Here is a 24,126-nt window from a genome sequence, read left to right as displayed (position 1 = left end):
TGCTATTATTTAAATCTTTTCTTTGGAGTAATAGGGGCGTTATCTCAACAAAATCTTCATTAAAGGTCCTTTAAATATACTATATCTTTCTAGGCTAGAAAAAAATGGTTTTATAAAACCATTAAAAAAAAGATTTTTTTACGAAACTATTACTAATCCACTTTGTAATCTTAGTAAAATGGTTCTTTTTAGTGGAAATTACAGTCTCATATTCAAAAGGAGACATCCAATGAAATTTACACGTGTTGAAGCCATCAAAACAAGTAACAGGTTTTAATTCATAAGCTGCTAGAGTCATTATAAAACGCTCTAAACCACCAAAAGGATAGTTTTCTGTGGAAAACTCTACAATACCAAAACTATCGTTTGTTTTTTTTAGTTGATCCATATCTACCTCGAAACCAAATTCTAAATAATTAAAAATGGAAAGGGCATCCGGTTCACCAAAATAACCTGATTTCTTGTTCTCATTTTGGAGGTAGTTCTCTAAAAACTCCTTTGCATATCTAGGAATCAGTTCTTTATATCTATAAATTTCTGGTTGTACCTGTTGGTCTAAAAAAGTATTTAATTCTTTTAAAGCAGCTTCTACTTCCTCTTCTGGCATAGTATCCCAATCAAATTCAGGACCTACATCATCAAACTTAAAACTAGGTTGTCGTACTTTAACCATGTGGTTGTAAAGTGTTTGGAAATCTTCAAATTTTGACGTATTCTGTATTTCGAATTGGATATATAACATATTATCTAAAACCGTTTGGAATATTATTACAATCTTTTACACATCTGCCACTTTTATTAATATAATAAGGTTCTGAACCTTGCTCACAGCCACTTACGGAAGCCGAATTAGCATCTGGAGAAAGAGGGGAAGACTTACATCTTATTAGCGCCTTTACTTTAGCCATTCCGTTTTCAAATGGTTCAGCGTCATAATACTTAAAAGGAATTTTTATATTATTACTGGTGTCTATAAAGCCATAACGTTTGTTTTTTTTAGCAACTATTAACCCTTCCGTAGGAAGGTGTAAAAAATTGTAGTTTTCTTCAAAAGAAATTATAAATTCATTTTTTTTATTGATTAAACCCCAAGTTTGACGTTCTGAGTAGTCATCATAATTTTCATTTTTTTGAATTACTATACCAATTCCATTTTTAAACCAATAACCACTATCATACATAAAAGGTATCACCGTTTCTCCTTCTTTGTTGATAAATCCAGCTTTGTTATCTAGCGTAACTCTTGCTAAACCATCGCTAAAGTCATCTGCATATTTATAAATGATTGGGATTACTAATTTACCGCTCTCATCAACATAGCCGTACTTAACATCTCTGTCGTCTAGATAAAAAGTTCCACTTGTTCTCACAGTAACTCGAGCTAATCCTTCACTATATTCATGTACTTTGTCATATGCTAACTCTTTAATAATATTTCCTTTAGTATCAATTATTAATTGTTTGTTGTTGGTAAAAACAATTGCTCTGCCACCATCAAAGTCTAGAGCTTTCCAATAATCAAAAGGAATTACAATTTGCCCTGAAATATTTATATATCCAGAAGAATCATCTTTTTTTGCTACTGCCAGACCATCGTTAAATTCTCCTAGCTCATCAAACAAAGGTGCAATCATCTCTTCACCTGTTCTGATTATGTATCCATATTTTTCATTTTTTAATACTTTTACATAATCTCCCACAAAATCGTGTGGTACCCAATCATACCTCTTTGCAGTAATTTCACTACCATGACTATCAATAAATGTAAAACCTTCATTTGTACGAACACAAGCTAAACCATTATAAAACGGATAACCATATTCCCATTCATTATTAAAAACATTACGACCTTGTTTATCTATATAAAAGTATTTGCCAATAGATTTCAAAACTTTAATATCATAGGAAGGATTATCAGAATTGTACAAAAACTTGTGACTTAAATTTGGATTTACTAATGCTATGCCGTTATTGAAATCTCCACAAATGGACAAAAGACCTTGTCTATAATTTAGGTCGGCATCAGCAAGAGATTTCTCTTCTTCATCTTTCCATCTTTGTTCACGTTCTGCTTTCTTTCTTGCTCCACGCTTTTTAGCATTTTCTCTAAAAGCAGCATCGATGCTATTGGCTAAGTTTCCTATGGCTTGAGTTACTTGTTGTTCACTGGCGGCATTTTGTTCACTGGTTAGTGCTGCTCTTTTTGCAGGACTATCAAACCAATAGGCATCAGAGGGTTTTGCCTCTCTGGCTTTTCTTGCTTCTTCTATTCTTGCTAATTTTTGTTCTCTCTCATATCTAGCCGCACCACCTTTTAATGCCGCCTCGACAATATTTTTTTCATTATTTACATAACTGTTGTTATTAATGCTATTTGATGAACTGTTTGCTTGATTATTTGTAGTTTTAATAATAATTTTTTTTGAAGCACTAAAACCTTTTATGTTTTCAATTAAATCAAGATATTCATTTTTTTCATTGATTAATTTGGACTCCTGTATATTGCTTTCGCCATAAAGAGTTCTTTCATAGGAAGCGATTGATTGGTTTATTATTTGCTCTTCTGTAATATTTGTAATGACGTCCCTATAGTGACTAATAGCGGTTGATTTTAAAGTGGATAAGTTTTTCTCATCACCTTGAACAGCAAACCATATATCATTCCCTTTTTCTCTAGCTTCATATTTAGCATTGGTATATACATTTCGTTTTTCTTGGGCTTTCTGGATTTCAGATTGAAGTTTTTCTTTTCTTAATGTATATCTTTCGTTAGCCATTTCATTACGACACATACAATTAACATAGGCAGTTTTTCCTTGCATGTCACACCACCCATTATAATTGTCACCAGTTCCATAGGACTCGTTTCTTTCTTTTAAAGAAGTACAATCTTCATTAATTGGGGCTGTTAGTTGAGCGAAGGAAATTAATGGAAAAAGTAGAAATAGAATGACGTAAAAAAAAATCATTTTACTATTTGCATCGTTAAAAATTAGCATGTTGTGAGGTTTTGATTTTTTCATATTCTTATTAGTTATTACAGCGTTCTGATATTATTTTATGTTTGTTTTTAACATAAGCTTCCTCTAGCACTCTTATTTTATCTTTTTCATGTGGAGAAATTGCTCTTAAAATACGTGAGGGATAATTAAAAAGATACGCATGTACCTTAAGACTATAACTTTTATTTTCTTTTTGCATAATAGCATAATTAGAAAAGTCTTTAGAGCCATAGTAATAAGATTCATCATCTAACCAAACAAAGTTATTATAAGGGAATACAAATAATTTAATATTACTGGTATTTTCGGCTTTATAAAAAAAGGGAACACTATTAAGTAATGGAGCATCTTGTTCTTGTAGATTCTTTAAATTGGTATGAAAGTCTTTTAAGTGAATGTTTACAAAAGTTTGTTTTTTTAAATCTATGAGGCACCAAAAATCTTCCACTATTTCTTTTTCTGGCTGGTATCTTTGAAACTTTATACGTGCAACATCACCTATTTTTATGCTACTAATAAGGCTTATTAGCCCATTAAAATTGGACCATATTTTTTCTTTATATACCTTATGATTTTTAACTTTGGTAAGGCGTAAATTTCCGTTGTCATCGGCAGATAACAGATTGTTTTTATCGAGAACTAAATAATGGGATTGTAATGGCCCATGCAATTTACTATCAATACTTGTAGCGTAAGTATCTTCAATATTTAATGTTTTATTAAACGTTGATGTTTTTGGAATAGCTGTTTTTGGAATAAAGTGGCCGTATTGTTTTTTTAAGATATCTATTTGTTCATTATCAATAGTAGTATAATTTACTTTATACACATAGGTTACAAGGGTGGTTAATTCGTTGGTGTCTTGATCTATTTGGTCTAGATACTGTGGAATCAAATTAATATTGTACAAATGGTTCTTAACAGTATTTAATATATAGTTATCATTAATATTTTGTGTTTTGTAAGGTAGTGGGCCGTTTGTATTATATAAATAGGCGGTAGTATCTTTAACCAGTACATAAGTATTGCTTGCAATAGGAAAAGCAGCCTCTTCTATATATTGAGGTTTAAAATCGTTGTTTATAACTAATTGTTGCGCATGTGATATTGCAGTAGTAATAAGAATTAATAGGGGCTTGTAAAAATTCATAAATTACTGTTTGCCTTTGCTTTTTTATTTAAGCTTATGTTTTTGAGGGAGGAAAGTGATGCTTAAAAAAGAGCTTGTAGCTTTAAGTAGGATTTGTATTTTAGTTTAAAAAAATAAGGACAAATTAATATTTTATAAAATCAAATATATTAATAATAATTGTTTTTTTTCACATGTTTAATCTCGGAATCGATGAAAAACAACTATAAACCTGGTAATTCCATTTTAAGTAAAGTGCGTTTTTTGCTTGGTATTTGTAATGAATATTGGAAAGTATGGGGATAAAGTGAGTCTTTAATAATTACTTTGTTTAGGTTGTAATTTCTAATTTAACAACAATGTCTGGATTTTTAATTACAATTTTTTGTTCTTCAATAACCTTTAATTCGTTCTATAAAGCTGTATCCATTCTTAATTTTTTAAAAGAGCGAAAGCTGATACGTTTTCTATAGAAATTTACTTAAAAAGGATTAGTTTGTAGGCGCTAATTATTATCTTTTTATTTGTACTGATAATTCATATAATCTTGATAACGTTTTACGTAAGTACTATCATTAAGTCGTTTGGTCCAATTTATTAAATTTTTTTTCGGTTCGTCCGTATCTGAAATATTAAACTGTACCAACAAATTTTTTCCTAATTCTTTTTGAAAGAAACCTTCGGATCGCAGTTTCTCCAATACTTCAACGCATGAATTGAATAAAGTATTTCTAAAATATTCGAAGTCTAATTCTTCATTATCAATTTTCAAAGACACCATTTTGCAAATTGCATTGAATTCTTCATTAGCTCCATTAGAAGTAAACCATTCAGCTGGTTCAAATTCATAGTAATCTTTGTGTTCTGGGTTTTGAGCTTGCATGTTCATTAGATGACTTTTAGTATTTGTAAACGGGACTACAGTCATTGCTCCATCATCACTTATTAATGCAAAAGAACAAATATCAGAACCATATTTTTGAATATTTTCTCTAAAACATGTTTTAACAGCCAATTCAATTTTACTTTTTAATACTTCAAAATTTAAAATCATAGTAGTTTTTAGGGTTTTCGGCTATGAGTAATGGCTTGGTTTAATCATTAACTTTACACCTACATACCAAACTAAAAATCTGCGAGGATTTTCAGAAATAGACGAGAACAAGCTATTACTTACAGCTATTGTTGCAGTGTCGTTATTATTCTTTAGTAAATTTATTCTTAATTGCTCTTTCAACTCGAATTAATAAAAATACGACCATCAATATCATTAATGCCAGTCCTAAAAACATTCCGATTTTGCCTTCAGGTTTAAATATTAATCCTATAATCGAACTTAAAGTCAAAATCGCTCCAAGTTTAATCATTTCAATGGAAGCGTATTTTTGAGAAAAATCCCACCTTTCTTGATTTTTCATCGAGTTTGAAGTTCTGTATCCATAAATACCATTTATTTTTTTCGGTGGAAATTTTAGCATTAAAAATCCTGCGAGCATAAAAATTATTCCAGACAATGACGGAATTACAAATAAGGGATTGTCAGAGGATAAATTCATTATTAGTTTTTGATTTTATATTTCTTAGCATTTGATTTTATCAATAAGTATGGTATTCCGATAATCATTGAACTCCAAAAGGCATAATTTTGAATATTGGGATTTTCGGTGAATGCAGTTATTAAATATCCAGAAATTATAATTAAACCCATACCACACAGCACATTTCGAAATAAATTTGCTATTCCTTCAATGTTGTATTTTTCTTTTTCTTCTTTCGGCATTGTATTGTATCCGGCAATCAGCCAATACATTTTTCCGTATTTAATTAAAACTCCCAGTATGATAAATATTAAAGCTGCTACAATCATAGTAATCTATCTTTTTGAATTTTGACGTTTCGTTTTTAAGGCACCATAACTCATGATACGATAACCTTAATCACTCATATTCTGGGAATATAATAAATTTTTCTTACAAATTAAAAGGTAGCACAAGTGGAGTCATTATAAAATAACAACCAATTCGTTTGTTTATATTTCGATTAAAATTTGCTTTAAATGCGTGCTTCTAGCCACGCTTTTAATTCGTAAAAGTTTTGAGGTGCCACACCATGGCCAACAGGAAATTCTGAATAGCTGTGTTTTATGTTTAAAGCTTCTAAAAATGGAGGTGTAAGTCTTGCCCAATCTACAGGTATCACTTGGTCTACACTTCCGTGAGAACAGTAAAAATCTAAATTTGCGTAGTTTTTTGTGTTAATATCGGCAGGGAAAATATCTTTATTAATATAACCGCTAAGTGCTACTACATTTTTAATTTTATCAGGGTAAGTTAATGCTACGGCGTAACTTAAAATAGACCCTTGGCTAAATCCCAAAAGCGATACATTATTTTTGTTAACAGGGTAGGTGGCAATGGCCTCGTCTATAAATTTAGCAATTAAATCCCTTGAAGCTATAGCTTCGTCGTTATCACTCCATTTTCCTTTATCTTCATCAAAATTAATAGCGTACCAAGCATTTCCGTAAGGTTGCATTGGGTAAGGCGCTTTAACTGATATAATAAATAGCTGCTCTGGTAATTCGGCAGCAAATGAAAATAAATCGTTTTCGTCGCTTCCGTAACCATGCATCAAGATTAGTAATGGTGCGTTTTCGGTTAAACTAGATTCGCGAACTATGTGTTGTAAAGAAAGAGATGGATTTGGCATGCTTTTATGTATTACTTTTAGTGAAGTCTGATTTTCTTAGAACTGGGGATTTCATATTTGAGGTTTACACCTTTAAAAGATGAATTAAGACCCTAAGTTTGAAAATATACGTTGGTATAAGTTACCTACAAGTGGAACAGTTTGTGCTTTTCTTGCAATAGCGTTGGAGAACCCATAAATAAAAAGGACAGCAAAAAACAAGTAAAACGAAGAGGTTACTAGCCAACTATCAAAAACACCAATCATGTATCCTAAGGCAAAAAAAGTAAGCCAAAGTCCTAACGATTGTCTAATATGAAAACTTGCAAACTTGCTTTTTTTATCATCTTCATTATTTAAGTAATACGCTATAATAACACCAAAAATGGTAATGTAACTTATTATGGCATTTTGGCGCCCTTTATCAATATCTTGTTCTGTCATGTTATGATTTTATAACCTTTTGATTGTTTGCAATAATACCAAAAACGTGACCTTTTAGAGTTTCGTTTTCAAAAATGGCATTTTTAGATTTCGATACAATATTTTGTTTCGAGAAGGTGTATTTAGTATCTGGATTAAAAAGCGTGATGTTAGCCATATTACCTACAGCTATAGGTTGTGTTTCGGCTCCAAATCTAGCTTTACCTTTAGTTAGTACCTCAATAGTCTTTTTGGTTGTAAATAGACTTTGTAATGCTCCAAAAGCACTTTCTAAACCTATAGTGCCGTAGTTGGCATGATCGAATTCTATCTTTTTTTCCTCAATGTCAATAGGTGTATGGTCGGTAGTAACCATATCAATGGTGCCATCTTTTACACCAGCTATTAAAGCATCGATATCGGGTTGTGTTCTTAACGGTGGTAAGACTTTGTAATTGGTATCGAAATCTGTTAAAACCGCATCAGAAAAATATAAGTTATGTATGGCTACGCTACAGGTAACATCTAATTTTTTATTTTTCGCTTGCCTAATTAATTCTACCGATTTTGCAGTGGAAATAGTTGGAATATGTAATTTTCCGCCTGTATATTCTAGTAAAAATAAATCTCTAGCCACTTGCAGCTCTTCGGCTAATGCTGGAATACCTTTTAATCCTAAGCGCGTACTTGTTATGTTTTCGTTCATAACACCATGTCCGGAAATTTTATTTTCCTGCGGAAATGAGCATACTAAACCATCAAAATTACTAGCGTATTGCAGCGCAATTTTCATGAGGTTAGGGTTAGAAATCGATTTTTTATAATCGTAAAACGCCACAGCTCCAGCGCTACGCATATCGTAAAGCTCTGCGATATCTGTACCCAAACTTCCTACTGTTAGTGCGCCAATAGGCAATAAACTAACAGCGTGGTTGTTGGCTTTAGAGTTTAAAAATGTAATATTAGCATTGGAATCTATTACTGGGTTGGAGTTGGCGTTTACAGCCACACTTGTAAAACCAGAAAGTGCTGCAGTTTTTAAACCATTTTGTATAGTTTCGCGTTCCTCGTAACCAGGTTCGCCAAAACTTACACTACTATCAAACCAACCTTGAGAAATATGTAAATTCTCGAAATTAATTTCTTTGTAATTTTTAGTGTTTTCTATGCTGTTGGAAATCTTAGTAATCTTACCGTTTTCAATTAATACATCCTGAGTTGTGTTGTGAAACTCGCTTTTAGAATCTATGATTGTGGCAGATTTTATAAGTATGTTCATTTAAAGAATTTTAAGATGAGCATTTCAATAATCAATAACGCTAGTGCAAAAATAACAAACCATTTCCATAGCGCGTTAACTTTTGTGTCACTTTTTATAGTATCGAAAATCTCGGTAATTGAATCGCTAACGGTTACATGTTTTAAAGCTGAAAGATCGTTGTAGTTTAAATTACTTTCGCTTCGGTTAAAATTGTAACTCAGTTTTTTTATGGTGTCGTTTTTAGTAGTTAACGCGTAAATACCAGCTTGCGATGGTTCATCGAAAGTGTTTATTACCACTTTATTATTAAAATAGTGTTGTTTTGGTATAATGCTAATACCGTTTTTTTGTAATGAAAGCACCTCGTCTTGCTGCATTTTAGTATCCACATCAAAGGTGTTTTCTTGCCCTATGCTGTAATATAATTCAGGAATTTTAAAACTCTGCTTTGCTACGTTAAACAAGGTTGGCACAATTAAAGGCGAGTTTTTAAAGCTAGAATTGTCTTTATTTAATGCCGCAGTAAAAACAAAAGCGTTTTTAAACTGTCCTAAAAAGAGTTTGCCGTCTTCAAAATTTAAAACTGATGCTAATTGTTTGGTTGTAATAGGGTGGAAGCTGTTCACTTTTGGGTATTGAAAGTTTTTAACTTGCTTTTCAAAAACACCATTGCTGTACAAAGGGTGCGAGTAGTTTATGGTTGTAATGCGCTTTTCGGTATTGGTAATAGCATTAAAGCCACTACTATAATTGGCTAGTAATTGATTGTAGGATGTTAGGTTAATATCTTGCGCTGGAATAATTATAACCGATCCGCCTTGTGCTGAAAATTGTTTTAAAGCAGCATTTAAGGCTACAGGAATTGTTTTTAACTCGTTTAAAATAATGAGGTGTTGGTTGTCAATTAAATTGTAGTTTAATTGGTTTTCTGGAGTGGCTAAATAGTTGAATTCTGTGGATGTGTAAATGCGTTTTAAAAACGAATCGGTTGCGCCGTTTATACTTAAAACATTAATTTTTGATGGTTTATTAATGTTGAAATAAAGGCTATTATCAAATTGTAAATTGGCATCGTTAATGGTTATTTTTCCATTGATGATTTGATTAACCGGAAGTGAAAATAAAGCTTCAGATTCTTGCTGAATGGCTACCGAAGTTTTAGCATTTAGCTTGTTGTTATTATATAGAGAAACCGGTAAATTATCAATGGCCGTACCGCTGTTTTTAAGAATAACTTTTAAGGCAATAGCTGTTGGTGTGGTTTCATAAATGTAAAGACTATCAACCAAAATATTATTGGTGTTTACTGGACTGAGTTTGACAAAACTCAAACTGGTCAATGAGTCTTTTTTAGTTTTTGCTGGTGTGTTACTGTTTTGAAAATCAGATATTAAAATAATATTATTTAAAGTGTTTGTTTTTTTGCTTAAAAACGTTTTACTTTTTAATAAAGCCGCCTGTGTAGTAAGTTGATTTGTAGAATAGTCTAGTTGTAGTAAGTCGTTTTTTATAGCTTTTATAGTCGTGTTTTTAAAAACAGCATCGTTGGTAAAAAGCGATATGGTTTCGTTTTCTGGTACCTGAGTAATTATATCTTGTACCGCACGTTTTAGTAATTCGCCATGTGTGCCTTTAGCTTGCATACTAAACGAATTATCCAAATAAATAATGATTGCTTTTTCTTTTTTAAAGGCATCAGATTTTGATGTAAAAGGTTGTGCAAAAGCAAACACTAAAGCCGCTAGAAGTAATACCCGTGTTAACAGGGTTAACCACTTTTTTATTTGCGAACTTTTACGGGTTTGTAAAGTGGCTTCTTTTAAAAAAGCGACATTGGTAAAGTCTACTTTTTGAAACTTTCGTAACTGAAATAAATGAACAATAATAGGGATGAGCAGTAAAAATAAAGCGTAAAGAAGTTCGGGGTGTTTAAACTGCATATTGTTTTAGATTGCCCAAATATAGAAAATGCATTTGAATTTTTAAATATAGTTTAACTATAAACAGTAATAGTTTATTTTATTAGCTTAATAATATTTGGATAAAAACGTTTCATTCTTTCATTGCGAACTTTTAAAGCAAATATTATAGGTAAAATAATATTTAAAGGGTAAAAAAATATTAGAGGTAAAATCATTGTCATATTACCTGTAAATGGACCAATTTCAAAATGAATTATTTTCATAAATACGCCAAATATAATTGAGAAAAACGTGAAAAAAGTCCAAGTAATTTGGAAATTTAAAAGATTAATCCCCATTTTATTTAATCCAATTACTTTATCCTTTTTTGTTGACCACAAAATAAAAGGAATAATGATATTTCCTAGAGGCATGAATACACCTGTTAAAACAGATAGTTGAAAGAAGATAAGGTAGTTTTTGTCTGTATGCATGCCATAATCTAAAACATCTTCTGTATTCAAGTCTAAAACCTCACAAATTAAATGAAGTGTTTTTCCTCTTGGTTCATTTTCGTTATTTTCTATGCGTTGTATTGTTCTTAAATTTACTTTGGCAGACTCCGCTAATTCTTCTTGAGATAGCCCTTTTTTCTTTCTTACTTCTTTAATTTTATTACCTAATTGATTCATAATTAATTTGGTTTTATTTTGATTCAAAATTATTTATGAAACACACTATTTGATTACGGTTTATTTGCGGCATTTTTATGACATTTGTGTCTATAACCTAAGTTTACTAGAGTTTTAGGTCTACTAACAAAAGAAAACATAATCCTTAATAGAATTCATTTTTAAAGAATCTAAATATTCTCTAATTTCAATTTGAGCCTCTTTATTAGCCACCGTAATAATGCCTTGCGGGTTTTTTATGGATTCCAAGTCTTTAAAAGGTCTTAAGATTTTACCATAAATATCTTTGCCAATTTTTTTAGGGTTATCGCAAATCCATTCAAAATCAATTTGTTTTTCAATAAGGGTTTTGGCTATAAACTTCCCTTTATTTCCGGCGCCCCAAACAAATAGTGTTTTATCAGGATTGTAATCTAGTTCTAAAAAGTAGTCTATTTTTAGGGGGATAAAATGATTCTGGGCGTAATGCTCGTCGGTTCTAGAGGTTCTATGGCTATAATCTCTCCAATCATGTAAAACAACATCACAAGGCAAGCAAGTAAAACCATGTTTGTAAAATCGAAACGCTAAATCGTAGTCTTCAGGATATCTGTTAGGATTAAAAGCATCACAAGCTGTAAAATCGTCTCTATGTATCATCCAACAAGGTGAAGGTATTACACATTCCTTGTAAATTTCAGAGTAATTTGTGCCTTTTTCGGTTAAAGCATTGAGCCAAACTTCATAACTTTTGTATCCTGATTTTATGCCTTCTTCAGCAAAATAATGAACTAAACCAACAGCCAAATTACCTTTTCCGTGATGCATTAAACTAGACGTCATAACCTCTAATTTGCTAGGTCGCATAATATCGTCGCTATCCATTCTAGTAATTAAATCTCCTTCACTTTGTGAGAAAGCCAATTGCAAAGCTTCAATAATCCCACTACCAGAATTTTTAAAAAGTTTAATTCTGCTATCTTTTTTAGCAAATTCTTTAACAATAGTAAAGCTCGAATCGGTCGAGTTATCGTCAATAATAATAAGCTCCCAATTAGTATAAGTCTGTCTTATAATGGATTGGATACAATCGCCTATGAATTCTTGGGTGTTTTTAAACGGAATTAATATACTTACTAGTAACTTTTGCATAATGCGAATTTAACAAAACCTTAAGAAAGGAGACGGTAACATTATGGTAATTTGCGCGTCAATTAAAAAACTTTTAAAATTAATTTAATGTATACAAAAACACTATTCGCTTTATTTGCTGGTGCTGTATTAGTTGGTTGTGGTTCAACTAAAAATGTTAGTAACGATTTAGCAACAAGTTTACCTATTGAGACTTCAATAAATTTATCTAACATTACTGACGATAAAGCTCCTGTAACCATTAATCCGGGTCGTTTTACTACCCAAACGGTAACTTATAGACTACCTAGGGTTATTCAAGGTACGTATTCGGTAAGCGATTTTGGTAAATATGTAGACAATTTTAAAGCCTTCGATTATAACGGAAATGAAATGGCTGTAAACAAGGTAGACACTAATACGTGGACTATTGCCAATGCTAAACAATTAGATAAAATAACGTATTTAGTAAACGATACTTTCGATATTGAACTAGATGGAGGTATTGGAAAAGATACACCGTTTTCGCCAGCAGGTACTAATTTAGAACCTAACAATTTCGTTTTGAACCTACACGGGTTTATTGGGTATTTCGATTCTTTAAAAAATAACCAGTACAAGTTAGATGTTATTGCTGCTGCAGATTTGCAACGTACATCGGCATTGCAAAATGTAAATTCTCAAACTAGCGAAGATGGTAAAACCATGACAACGAGTTATTTTGCGCCTAGATATTTTGATATTACCGATAACCCGATGATGTATGGAAACTTAGATGTTGAAGAGTTTCAAGTTGGCGATATTAAAATTGTATTAAGTGTGTACTCCCCAAATAAAGTGCATTCGGCTAAATCCCTTAAAGATGTGGTTTTTAAAATGATGCAGGCTCAAAAAGCATACTTAGGAGATATTAATGCTACTCCACGCTACGATATTTACCTGTATTTATCAGAAGGTAATGAGGATTCTCCAAAAGGATTCGGTGCCTTAGAGCACCATACATCAACTGTAGTTGTACTACCAGAATCTATGGATGAAAATGCCATAGCATCAAGCATGACAGATGTTGTGTCTCATGAGTTTTTTCATATTGTAACACCGTTAAGTGTACACTCAGAAGATGTGCATTATTTCGATTACAACAATCCAACCTTCTCAAAGCATTTATGGATGTACGAAGGGGTTACAGAGTATTTTGCAACCTTATTTCAGGTTAATCAAGGTTTAGTTAACGAGGCTGAGTTTTATAATACCATTATGGAAAAAATAGAGGCCTCTAAGCGTTTAAACGATGCTATGAGTTTTACTATTATGAGCGAAAATATATTAAAAGCACCTTATAAAGATGAGTATTTAAACGTGTATCAAAAAGGCGCGTTAATAGGCATGTGTATCGATATTATAATGCGTGAGGAAAGTAATGGAAACCGTGGAATTCTTTCTCTAATGAAAGAATTATCGAATAAATACGGGAAAAACAAACCTTTTGAGGATGATAAACTAATTAGCGAAATCACTGCTATGACTTACCCAGCTGTGGGCGAATTTTTAAACACACACGTGGTAGGAGATATTCCTATTAACTACAACACGTTTTTCGAAAAGGCAGGTCTAGAAGTTGGCGAATCGCAAATAAAAGCCAATTACATTTTAATAAATGGCGCGCCAATAGTAAGCGGAGATCCAACTAAAGGTATCTTTTTTGTAGATAGCGTTTTAGAAAACAGTTTTTGGAAAGAGCAAGGTGCGCAACCAAACGATATCATTAAAGCTATAGATGGTACCGCTGTTACCTTACAAAATGCAAACCAAGTTTTAGGTCAGGTTTTTGCTTGGACACCAGGACTAGATGTCGAGGTTGTTCTAGAAAGAGGTGGTAAAGAGGTTGTAATTAAAACAACAACAACGCAAGGGTATACCACAGGACAAGCATTAATAGAAAAGCCAAATGCTACCAAAGCACAAATAGCTTTACGTAACGCTTGGTTAAAGGGTTGAAAAAATAGTAAAGTAAAGTTTAAACGGTTGATGAACATAATGTTTATCAACCGTTTTTTTATGGCGCTACCACACCCTTCGACTTCGCTCAGGGTAGGTGGTCGGGCTTTCCAATACAAGTCCTCGCTCCCAAAAAAGGTCGCTGTGGGCTTTCCTTTTCAATCCCTAGCGCGGGCTAATTTGCCAGTGTCGGTTATAAACCCACTGCTATTTAGTGTATCTAGAATGCAATAATTTTTCAATGCTGCTAGAAGCAAGCGAGTTTTAAAAAAAACTGTATTAAATGTGTTTCTCTACGTTAGGGATTAAAGCGGCATCTTTTATTTGCAGCCATAAATGGCAAAAAAAGATATAGCGAAAAGCCCGACCCTTGGTTAACTCCCAAATGTTATTTAGCAACAGTAAACTTAAAGGTTGTTCCAATACCTTCAGTCGATTCTACGGTAATAGTGCCTCCTAATTTATTTATTAACGATTTTACTGTAAATAAGCCAATTCCAGTGCCTTTATTTCCTTTACTGTCTTCGTGGTGCGCTGTATGGAATAACTCAAATAAAAGTGGTAGTTTTTCAGGTTTAATACCATTACCATTATCCATTACATAAAAGGTGTAGTAAGTATTGTTTTCCTCAAAATCAATACTTACTACAGGTAATTCTTTAAAATTGTATTTAAAAGCATTATCCACTAAGTTTAGTAAAATCTGCTTTAAAACATAGGTGTTTACATTGTTTAACGACGCTGTTTTAAGGAGTTTAAAATTAGAATCGTTTAAGTTTAAAACCGTTTTAATAGAATTAAATACATCTTCTAATTTAGTTTCTATTTTATTCTTGTCAAGTAATTTTTCACTTTTATAGTGTTTTAAAATACCATCAATATAAGCTCTTAAGGTATTGGCAGACTCTTCAATATAATTTAAATATTCTAAATCAATTTCTGGGTGCGATGCCTTTAATTCATCCTTAAATAAACTGGTAAGCGAGGTTATGTTGGCTAAAGGCGATTTTAAATCGTGCGATACTTTGTTGGCAAAGGTGTTTAGCATATCATGACGCTCTTCCAAAGTATGCAAGGTGTCATTAAGGGTTTTGTTTTTTAATCGTAATTCAAAAAGCTTAACCACTTGTTTTGCTAAAATAATTAAAGCATCTTTTTGCTCTTCAGTAAAAGTTCTTGGTGTAATATCATAAACACATAAGGTTCCTAGGGCGTAACCATCAGGATTAACTAACGGTACACCAGCGTAAAATGATACGTTGTTTTCGGTAATTATAGGGTTGTCATGAAACCGAATATCCTTTGTAGCGTCTTCAACTATTAATATTGGATCGTCGCTTAAAATAGCATGTCCGCAAAACGAAATATCTCTAGGCGACTCGTTAAAGTCTATACCGTAGTGTGATTTTAAAAAATTTCTATCCTCATCTAAAAGTGTAATTAAAGAAATAGGAACTTTACAAATTGTAGCTACCAAAGTGGTGATATTATCGTAGTCTTCTTCAGGTAAAGAGTCCAGAAGGTTGTATTGCTTAACGGCATTTAAACGCTTACTTTCGTTTGACGGTAGTTCGGGATTTATCATTGCTAAAAAATCGTTTGCTAGGGTTTAAGGGAATGTAAAAATAGGTAAAAGGCAACTATAAAAACTAAAATCCTTCAAAAACTCCTAAACCAAATAAAGCAAAATCATATTTAACAGGGTCGTTTTCATCTAGCTTTCTTAATACCAAATCAAGCTCAGTCAAGGCAACACCATCGTTTTGTTTGCGTTTTAGTAATCCTAATTTTCTAGCTACATTTCCCGAGTGTACATCCAATGGGCAAGACAATTGGTTTGGTGAAAGTCTATCCCAAATACCAAAATCAACTCCTGTTTTATCATTACGCACCATCCAACGTAAAAACATGTTGATGCGTTTTGCAGCCGATTTTTTTAATGGATCGCTAACGTGTTTTTCGGTGCGTTGTAAATGCTCAATCTCAAAAAAGACAGATTTAAACTTCGATATGGCAGGCTGTAAGGAGTCTTTTTCGGCATGTTTTACAAAAACCGATTCTAATCCACCATGGTTCATATATATATGTTTTAACGATTTTATAAACTGAGTACAATCTAGTCCGTTAAAAGTACGATGTACAAAAGGGGCAAGTCGATCTAAATCGGTTTCTTCGTGGTTTACAACAAAATCGTAAGGCGAGTGATCTAGCAAATCCATTAACCTATTGGCATTATTAATAATACTTTTTCGGTTTCCCCAAGCAATGGTAGATGTTAAAAATCCTGAAATTTCAATATCTTCTTTTTTACTGAATTTATGCGGTATTTGTATTGGGTCGCTTTCAATAAATTTAGGGTTGTTATACTCTAAAACCTTAGCGTCTAAAAACTCTTTAAGTTCTGCTTTGGTAAGTTTTATTTGTTTTTCCTTCATAATTCAACAAAAATAAATGTAATTAGTTGAATAAATAAGAGACTTAACAGCTTATTAAAAAGAATTCGCGCTAAATGACTAGTAAAAAGGCAGTTTTACCCATAATTGTGTTATCTCAATTTTTTTGTACCTCCTTATGGTTTGTTGGTAATGCTATTATTAGCGATTTGGTAATTAGCTTTAATTTAAACCCGTCGGCCTTAGGTAATTTAACTTCGGCACTACAATTTGGTTTTATTATAGGCACTTTTATATTTGCCATTTTAACTATTGCCGATCGTTTTTCGCCATCTAAGGTATTTTTTGTTAGTGCTATAGTAGCCGCATTTTTTAATGTGTTAGTAGTCTTTGGTTCGCACACGCTTTTAAGTTTAATAGCGCTTCGATTTTTAACGGGCTTTTTTCTAGCAGGTATTTATCCAGTAGGTATGAAAATAGCATCCGATTATTTCGAGAAAGGTTTAGGTAAATCGCTTGGGTTTTTAGTTGGTGCTTTAGTATTAGGAACTGCTTTTCCGCATGTATTGAAAGGAGCTCAAGGTTTGTTTTTCTGGGAATATATGCTTTTTATTACATCTGGTTTAGCTGTTTTAGGAGGTGTTTTAATTGTTTTATTAGTTCCCGATGGTCCTTATAAAAAGACCTTACAGAAATTTGATGTGTCAATATGTTACAAGGTTTTTAAACTTAAAACATTTAGAAGTGCAGCCTTTGGCTATTTTGGGCATATGTGGGAGTTGTATGCTTTTTGGGCTTTTGTGCCTGTGTTTTTAAAGGCGTATTCTAGTTACCATAATACAGCAGATTTTAATATTTCGTTGTACAGTTTTTATAGCATTGCCATTGGAAGTTTAGGTTGTGTAATTTCTGGTTATATGTCTCAGTGTTTTTCTAGTAAAAAATTAGCCGCCACGGCACTTGCTTTGTCTGGCTTATGCTGTTTGGTTTCGCCGCTTTTTTTTATGCTAAATTCAGAAATTACTTTTCTATTGTTTTTAATGTTTTGGGGTATGGTTGTTATTGCAGATTCGCCATTGTTTTCAACTTTAGTAGCTCAAAATGTAGATGCGGCATCTAAAGGTACAGCATTAACCATTGTTAATTCTATTGGTTTTGCTATTACCATAATTAGTATTCAGCTTTTAAATTATTTACAAACCGAGGTAGAGGCAAAGTATCTGTTTTTAGTATTGGCTATTGGTCCCGTTTTAGGATTGTATGCGCTGTACAATAAAAGTTAGTCTATTATATTACCATCCACCATTACCAATTTTCTATCGGCCATATTTGCCAAATCTTCATTATGTGTTACAATTACAAAGGTTTGACCAAACTCATCACGTAGTTTAAAAAAGAGGTTGTGTAAATTTTCGGCCGATTCGCTATCTAAATTACCCGAAGGTTCATCGGCAAAAATGAGTTCTGGATTATTTATTAAAGCGCGTGCTACTGCTACTCGTTGTTGCTCGCCACCCGAAAGCTCGTTAGGTTTATGGTTGTATCTATGCGATAATCCTAAAAAATCTAGAAGTTCTTTGGCACGTTTTTCGGCATCAGCCTTTTTTGTACCTTTTATAAACGCTGGTAAACACACATTTTCAATGGCAGTAAACTCAGGTAGTAATTGATGAAATTGAAATATAAACCCAATATGCTCATTTCTAAACTTAGCTAAAGCTTTGTCCTTAAGCGTTGTTATATTGGTGTTGTTAATAAGTAACTCGGAGTCTGCTTTAACCGAAGCTTTATCCAAAGTACCTAAAATATGTAATAGCGTTGTTTTTCCGGCACCCGAAGCTCCAACTATAGAGACTATTTCGCCTTTTTTAATTTGCAGATTAACACCGTTTAAAACTTGTAAATCGCCGTAATATTTATGAATGTTTTTTGCTTGTATCATCTAAAAAAAAATAACAGATGTGAAATTACTATTTAATAACGTTATAGCAAATGTTTATTAACTAATATGTTTTATTAATAGAAGATTTAATTGTGAATTCTATTTTATGCTTATATTTATATATTATTTTGTTTTACAATAAACTTGCACAGACAAGTTGACTATATAGAATTAATTATGCCATATAAGAGTTTTGAGGAATACAGTGATGATGTTACTGATAATGTTAAAAATAAATACCAAGAAATTATAACAGATTTAGGTGAAGATACTAGTCGTGATGGCTTGTTGAAAACACCAGAGCGTGCCGCTAAAGCAATGCAGTTTTTAACCCAAGGTTACGATCAAGACCCGGTTGAGATACTTAAAGGCGCTATGTTTAAGGAGTCTTATAACGAAATGGTAATTGTAAAAGATATTGAATTGTACTCGCTTTGCGAACATCATATTTTACCATTTTTTGGTAAGGTGCATATCGCTTATATTCCTAATGGGCAAATTGTTGGTTTAAGTAAATTACCTAGAATTGTTGATGTGTTTGCAAGACGTTTGCAAGTGCAAGAACGCTTAACTCAACAAATTTTAGATTGTATAAATGATACGCTAAATCCACAAGGTGTCGCTGTTGTTATTGAGGCTTCGCATATGTGTATGATGATGCGCGGTGTACAAAAGCAAAATTCTACCACAACGACTTCTGGTTTTAGAGGTCAGTTTGAAAAAATTGAAACTAGAAATGAGTTTTTAAAGCTTATTGGAAAGTAAATTGTTTTTTAAATTTGGTATGTTTCTTGCTATATTCCTAGTAAAGAAACAATTATGAATTTAGAAAATTTAAGTAAATATAAAAAACTTGGACTAAGCCTTGTGTTTGATGCCATTGGTATGTTAACCATATTCGATATTATTTGGGCACCAGCATCGGGGTATTTAATGAGTAAAATGTATAAAGGCACCAAAGGTAAAGTAGCTGGTGTAATTTCATTTATAGAAGAAATTATTCCAGGGTTTGATATCATTCCAACCTTTACAATTATGTGGTTTTTAACCTATGTATTTCAAAAGGAAGAAGAAACCATTCTTGAAGTTTAAAACACCAGATTTAAGCTGTTGTAATTAGAAACACTACTTATTTGTTTTCTGTTTTTAGCGTTAGGTTTTTATCACTTATAGAATATCCATCTGTTGAAAAAGAGAAGCTCTTGTTGTTAAATTGACCAATCATAATAGCTTGAATTAATGGTCTTGTATTTCGGTTTTTTGCACTCACTTCTACTATAAAATTAGCACCAGAACCACCACTAGTGTCTTCTTTTTCAATAACATAGTTAACGGTTGCCATTGGGTTTAATATAATGGTGTTGTTTATGTAATTTTTAACCAAGGTTCCTCCGGTATTATAATAATCTATTTTAGATATATATAAGGTGTCATTGATGCTTGTGTTTCTAACGCTTAGAGTTGCTGTAAGTAAATGTTCAGGATTATTGTTATCAATATATATGTCTGAATATATAGGAACGTAAATAAGATCCTTAAAATTAACGAGTTCTTTATCTAAAGTTTGTTCTACTTCAAGTGACTTTAATTCGTCTTCTCCTGATTTATTAAGATTTGGATTTTGGTTCTGGCAAGAATTTAAAATCAATGTTAGTATGCAGAAAAATAAGATTCTCATATTGTATATCATTTTAAAGAATTTTTATAAAAATAGTAGTATTGAACTTATTTTTAATGGTTAAATAAATAATTGTTTTTCGGCTAAAATTAAAAACCAATGTAATACGCTGTATGAAAGGGATGTAACAGCTGTTTAAGATGTTGGTTGAAATTAATTATAAAATAAAGTATACCCACATTAATTCGAATATTCAATCTTTCAAAAATTGTTAACAAGTACCACTTAAATAACTATTTTAATTTTGTAAATTTGCCTGCGTTTATAAGCGCAACATGACAACTACAGCAAAATACATATTTGTAACCGGTGGGGTTACATCATCACTAGGAAAAGGTATCATAGCAGCATCACTTGCTAAATTACTTCAAGCTCAAGGCTATAGGGTTACTATCCAAAAATTAGATCCATACATTAATGTAGATCCAGGAACTTTAAATCCTTACGAACATGGCGAATGTTATGTTACAGAAGATGGAGCGGAGACCGATTTAGATTTAGGACATTACGAACGTTTTTTAAACAGACCAACAAGTCAGGCTAATAACGTAACTACAGGTAGAATTTACCAAAGTGTTATTGAAAAAGAACGTCGTGGTGAGTTTTTAGGTAAAACCGTTCAAGTCGTTCCTCATATTACAAATGAGATTAAAGAGCGTATTCAAAAACTTGGTAAATCTGGAGATTACGATATCGTTATTACCGAAATAGGTGGTACCGTTGGTGATATTGAATCTTTACCTTACATAGAAGCTGTTCGTCAATTACGTTGGGATTTAGGAGAAAACAATGGTATTGTTATTCATTTAACACTTGTCCCATATTTATCAGCTGCAGGTGAGTTAAAAACAAAACCTACACAACATAGTGTGAAAACTTTAATGGAAAGCGGTGTGCAAGCCGATATTTTGGTGTGTAGAACAGAACACGATTTACCTAGAGATTTACGTCGCAAATTAGCATTGTTTTGTAATGTTAAAGAAGAGGCTGTAATTCAATCTATCGATGCATCAACAATTTACGATGTACCTAATTTAATGCTTGAAGAAGGATTAGATAAAGTGGTACTTGAAAAATTAAAACTTAAAAGTTCTAAACCAGATATCGATCAATGGAATGAATTTGTACATCGTCATAAAAACCCTAAAACTGAAGTTACTATTGGTTTAATTGGTAAATATGTAGAGTTACAAGATTCTTATAAATCTATTTTAGAAGCCTTTATTCATGCTGGAGCAGTTAATGAGGTTAAGGTAAATGTAGAGTCGGTACATTCAGAATACATAAATAAGGATAATGCAAAATTAAAATTAGGACATCTTGACGGTGTTTTAGTAGCGCCAGGTTTTGGCGAGCGTGGTATTGATGGTAAAATTGATGCAGTACAGTTTGTTAGAGAAAACAATATTCCGTTTTTAGGAATTTGTTTAGGTATGCAAATGGCTGTTATAGAATTTTCAAGAAATGTATTGGGTATTAAAGATGCGGCATCCACCGAAATGGATACCACTACTGCTAATCCTGTAATAGGATTAATGGAAGATCAAAAAAATATTACCGATAAAGGTGGCACCATGCGTTTAGGTGCTTGGGCATGCGATTTAAAAATAGGTAGTAAAGTACGTGATATTTATAAAGCCGAAAGCATTACAGAACGTCATAGACATCGTTATGAATTTAACGGAGCATATAAAGAAAGAATTGAAGCTGCAGGTATGTTGGCAACAGGATTAAACCCAGATACAGGTTTAGTAGAAATTGTTGAAGTTCCTGAACATCCTTGGTTTATTGGGGTACAATATCACCCAGAATATAAGAGTACCGTTGCTAATCCGCATCCTTTGTTTGTGGCTTTCGTTAAAGCAGCACTAAATCATAAAAAAAAGAGTAAATAATGCCACTATGGCACAATTGTAAGATTGGATAGCTATTTGATATCTTATTTTGAATTCTTGAAGATGTGAATCTTTTTGAAGGATGGTAAAGCAATCAATAGACTAAAATCACTATAACTAACACATGGAAGAAAAGAAATTAGATATTAATTCGATTATTGGCTTTGTGCTTATTTTCGGAATATTGGCCTACATGCTTTGGCAAAATAAACCAACGCCAGAAGAACTAGAAGCTCAGGAAAAAGCAAAACAAGAGCAGGTTGAGGCAGAGCAAAAAGCAAAAGCTCAAGATGATACTTTAGTGACTACTGCAGCAGATTACGCCCTTGGTTCTGGTGTAGATTCGCTTCAAATGATTCAGTTAAAAAACAAGTTAGGTGCATTTGCATATTCTGCAGCGCAATCTAATGATAAAGAAACTGTTGTTGAAAGTGATTTATTTGCACTTAAATTTAGCAGCAAAGGTGGTTTTCTTTCAGAAGTACGCTTAAAGCAATTTGTAGATTACGATTCTATTCCAATTTATATGATTAAGGATAACAATGCATCCTTTAATATAAACTTCGGAACAACAGATAGCCGAATTTTAAATACTCAAGATTTACCATTTGTACCAAAAGTTACTAAAAATGGCGATGTAACTGTGGTTTCTATGAAACTTAAAGTTTCCGAAAGTCAGTTTTTAGAATACCGTTACGAGATTAAAGAGGGAGATTATATGATAGATTTTGCTATCCGTTCTCAAGGCTTAAGTTCAGTTATTAATAGTTCGCATGCCATTAATTTAGACTGGAAATTAAAAGGTTTCAGACATGCAAAAAGTATTTCTTATGAAAATAGATATACCGATGTGCACTATGATTATGAAGATGGTAAAGCAGATTATACCAGAGATGGTGAGGATGTTGTTGAAGATGTATCTTGGATTGGTTACAAACAGCATTTCTTTTCTTCGGTATTGCTAACCGATAATAAATTTAAGAATGTAAAAGTTAAAACTGAAAATTTAGTACAAGACGAAGAAATAGACACCGTTTTTACTAAAAGTTTTGCAACTTCTATTCCTTTAGAATTACAAGGAGGTGAGTTTAACCAAACTATGGATTGGTATTACGGACCAAGTGATTTTAAAGTATTGAATGCATACGACAGAAATCTAGACGAATTAGTGCCATTTGGATGGGGACTTTTTGGTTGGATTAACCGTTACATCTTTATGCCGTTATTTGGATTCTTAGGTGGTTACATGTCTTACGGAATTGCTATTGTTGTTATGACGGTGTTGGTAAAATTCTTATTATCATTCGTGCAATACAAGCAGTTTTTATCTCAGGCAAAAATGAAAATTTTAAAGCCAGAATTAGATGCTATTCGCGAAAAGCATAAGGATAACAAAATGAAAGCGCAACAAGAAACTATGGCGTTGCAAACTAAAGCGGGAGCAAGTCCTATGGCAGGGTGTTTACCAGCTTTAATACAACTTCCTGTGTTTTATGCCTTATTCCAGTTTTTCCCATCGGCCTTCGATTTAAGACAGAAATCTTTCCTTTGGGTTAACGATTTATCGTCTTACGATGTTATTGCAAACTTGCCATTTACTATTCCGTTTTATGGAAACCACGTAAGTTTATTTCCAATATTAGCGTCTATAGCCATATTCTTTTATATGCGATTAACTACAGGGCAAAATATGCAATCGCAACCACAGCAAGAAGGCATGCCAGATATGGCAAAAATGATGAAGTATATGATGTACTTCTCTCCAATAATGATGTTGTTTTTCTTTAATAACTATGCGTCTGGTTTAAGTTTATACTACTTTATTTCTAATGTTATTAGTATTGGAATTATTTTAGTGATTAAAAACTTTATTCTTGATGAGGATAAGATTCATGCTCAAATTCAAGAAAAGAAAAAGCAGCCTAAAAAAGAAAATCGTTTTCAGAAAAAAATGGCTGAAATGATGGAACAAGCCGAAAAACAAAAACAAGCGCAACAAAAGCGTAAATAATCT

The 24,126-nt window shown here is 32.4% G+C and carries 22 protein-coding genes; 6 read left to right on the top strand and 16 right to left on the bottom strand.

The features are described from left to right. Window positions 1-121 precede the first annotated feature (121 nt). From AAFN75_RS17325 to AAFN75_RS17270, 12 genes are all read right to left on the bottom strand, one after another. Window positions 122-742, bottom strand: coding sequence for a hypothetical protein (locus AAFN75_RS17325; RefSeq protein ID WP_411807552.1), 621 nt, complete (start codon window positions 740-742; stop codon window positions 122-124). A gap of 1 nt (window position 743) precedes the next feature. After that, entirely contained in the window at window positions 744-3,023 is a 2,280-nt protein-coding gene (locus AAFN75_RS17320) for a WG repeat-containing protein (protein ID WP_411807551.1), read from the bottom strand. A 7-nt stretch (window positions 3,024-3,030) separates the two neighbouring features. Beyond that, window positions 3,031-4,152, bottom strand: a complete 1,122-nt coding sequence (locus AAFN75_RS17315; RefSeq protein WP_411807550.1) for a hypothetical protein — start codon at window positions 4,150-4,152, stop codon at window positions 3,031-3,033. Between the two features lie 499 nt (window positions 4,153-4,651). Beyond that, window positions 4,652-5,146 carry a DUF4303 domain-containing protein gene (locus AAFN75_RS17310; protein WP_411807549.1) on the bottom strand — a complete coding sequence of 165 codons (495 nt, stop codon included), beginning with the start codon at window positions 5,144-5,146 and terminating at the stop codon, window positions 4,652-4,654. A gap of 184 nt (window positions 5,147-5,330) precedes the next feature. After that, window positions 5,331-5,687 carry an SdpI family protein gene (locus AAFN75_RS17305; protein ID WP_411807548.1) on the bottom strand — a complete coding sequence of 119 codons (357 nt, stop codon included), beginning with the start codon at window positions 5,685-5,687 and terminating at the stop codon, window positions 5,331-5,333. A 2-nt stretch (window positions 5,688-5,689) separates the two neighbouring features. Further along, on the bottom strand, window positions 5,690-5,998 hold the full coding sequence (locus AAFN75_RS17300) for a DUF3784 domain-containing protein (protein WP_411807547.1): 309 nt from the start codon (window positions 5,996-5,998) through the stop codon (window positions 5,690-5,692). 185 nt (window positions 5,999-6,183) lie between these two features. Then, the gene (locus AAFN75_RS17295; protein ID WP_411807546.1) at window positions 6,184-6,840 is read right to left on the bottom strand and encodes an alpha/beta hydrolase; all 657 of its coding nucleotides are present in this window, start codon (window positions 6,838-6,840) and stop codon (window positions 6,184-6,186) included. 84 nt (window positions 6,841-6,924) lie between these two features. Then, window positions 6,925-7,263: a hypothetical protein gene (locus tag AAFN75_RS17290; protein ID WP_411807545.1), complete on the bottom strand. Its 339-nt coding sequence runs from the start codon at window positions 7,261-7,263 to the stop codon at window positions 6,925-6,927. Window position 7,264: 1 nt separating this feature from the next. Continuing rightward, window positions 7,265-8,521 (bottom strand): dihydroorotase, encoded by a 1,257-nt coding sequence (locus tag AAFN75_RS17285; protein ID WP_411807544.1) that lies wholly within the window; start codon window positions 8,519-8,521, stop codon window positions 7,265-7,267. Then, on the bottom strand, window positions 8,518-10,443 hold the full coding sequence (locus AAFN75_RS17280) for a BatA domain-containing protein (protein WP_411807543.1): 1,926 nt from the start codon (window positions 10,441-10,443) through the stop codon (window positions 8,518-8,520). The genes AAFN75_RS17285 and AAFN75_RS17280 overlap by 4 nt, the downstream gene beginning before the upstream one ends. Window positions 10,444-10,517: 74 nt before the next feature. Next, window positions 10,518-11,096, bottom strand: coding sequence for a DUF4870 domain-containing protein (locus tag AAFN75_RS17275; RefSeq protein ID WP_411807542.1), 579 nt, complete (start codon window positions 11,094-11,096; stop codon window positions 10,518-10,520). 123 nt (window positions 11,097-11,219) lie between these two features. Then, window positions 11,220-12,227, bottom strand: a complete 1,008-nt coding sequence (locus AAFN75_RS17270) for a glycosyltransferase family 2 protein (protein WP_411807541.1) — start codon at window positions 12,225-12,227, stop codon at window positions 11,220-11,222. An 87-nt stretch (window positions 12,228-12,314) separates the two neighbouring features. Here AAFN75_RS17270 and AAFN75_RS17265 point away from each other — a divergent pair, with 87 nt between their 5' ends. Beyond that, a complete protein-coding gene (locus tag AAFN75_RS17265) occupies window positions 12,315-14,204 on the top strand; it encodes a peptidase M61 (RefSeq protein WP_411807540.1) in 1,890 nt (629 codons plus the stop codon). A 388-nt stretch (window positions 14,205-14,592) separates the two neighbouring features. Here the strand turns inward: AAFN75_RS17265 and AAFN75_RS17260 are convergent, their stop codons facing one another. Together AAFN75_RS17260 and AAFN75_RS17255 are read right to left on the bottom strand one after the other, a co-directional pair. After that, window positions 14,593-15,789 carry an ATP-binding protein gene (locus AAFN75_RS17260; RefSeq protein WP_411807539.1) on the bottom strand — a complete coding sequence of 399 codons (1,197 nt, stop codon included), beginning with the start codon at window positions 15,787-15,789 and terminating at the stop codon, window positions 14,593-14,595. A gap of 64 nt (window positions 15,790-15,853) precedes the next feature. After that, window positions 15,854-16,639, bottom strand: coding sequence for a TIGR02757 family protein (locus AAFN75_RS17255; protein ID WP_411807538.1), 786 nt, complete (start codon window positions 16,637-16,639; stop codon window positions 15,854-15,856). A gap of 74 nt (window positions 16,640-16,713) precedes the next feature. On the opposite strand from AAFN75_RS17255, the gene AAFN75_RS17250 reads away from it, so the two are divergent. Continuing rightward, on the top strand, window positions 16,714-17,880 hold the full coding sequence (locus AAFN75_RS17250) for an MFS transporter (RefSeq protein ID WP_411807537.1): 1,167 nt from the start codon (window positions 16,714-16,716) through the stop codon (window positions 17,878-17,880). Here the strand turns inward: AAFN75_RS17250 and AAFN75_RS17245 are convergent. Continuing rightward, window positions 17,877-18,539, bottom strand: a complete 663-nt coding sequence (locus AAFN75_RS17245) for an ABC transporter ATP-binding protein (protein ID WP_144117648.1) — start codon at window positions 18,537-18,539, stop codon at window positions 17,877-17,879. The two genes, AAFN75_RS17250 and AAFN75_RS17245, sit on opposite strands and share 4 nt — an antisense overlap. Before the next feature lie 177 nt (window positions 18,540-18,716). Between AAFN75_RS17245 and folE the strand changes: the two genes are divergently transcribed. Next, window positions 18,717-19,304 carry a GTP cyclohydrolase I FolE gene (folE, locus tag AAFN75_RS17240; RefSeq protein ID WP_092850059.1) on the top strand — a complete coding sequence of 196 codons (588 nt, stop codon included), beginning with the start codon at window positions 18,717-18,719 and terminating at the stop codon, window positions 19,302-19,304. A gap of 54 nt (window positions 19,305-19,358) precedes the next feature. Continuing rightward, complete coding sequence (locus AAFN75_RS17235; protein WP_411807536.1) at window positions 19,359-19,631, top strand: hypothetical protein; 273 nt, start codon at window positions 19,359-19,361, stop codon at window positions 19,629-19,631. Between the two features lie 37 nt (window positions 19,632-19,668). Here AAFN75_RS17235 and AAFN75_RS17230 read toward each other — a convergent pair whose 3' ends face one another. Next, window positions 19,669-20,217 (bottom strand): DUF3124 domain-containing protein, encoded by a 549-nt coding sequence (locus AAFN75_RS17230; RefSeq protein ID WP_411807535.1) that lies wholly within the window; start codon window positions 20,215-20,217, stop codon window positions 19,669-19,671. 275 nt (window positions 20,218-20,492) lie between these two features. On the opposite strand from AAFN75_RS17230, the gene AAFN75_RS17225 reads away from it, so the two are divergent. Further along, the gene (locus AAFN75_RS17225) at window positions 20,493-22,112 is read left to right on the top strand and encodes a CTP synthase (RefSeq protein ID WP_411807534.1); all 1,620 of its coding nucleotides are present in this window, start codon (window positions 20,493-20,495) and stop codon (window positions 22,110-22,112) included. A gap of 124 nt (window positions 22,113-22,236) precedes the next feature. Then, window positions 22,237-24,123: a membrane protein insertase YidC gene (gene yidC / locus AAFN75_RS17220; RefSeq protein ID WP_411807533.1), complete on the top strand. Its 1,887-nt coding sequence runs from the start codon at window positions 22,237-22,239 to the stop codon at window positions 24,121-24,123. Window positions 24,124-24,126: the final 3 nt, after the last annotated feature.

It is taken from the genome of Algibacter sp. AS12 (assembly GCF_046736315.1).
GTDB lineage: Bacteria > Bacteroidota > Bacteroidia > Flavobacteriales > Flavobacteriaceae > Algibacter_B > Algibacter_B amylolyticus.
This window is presented reverse-complemented; position numbering and strand designations above follow the sequence as displayed.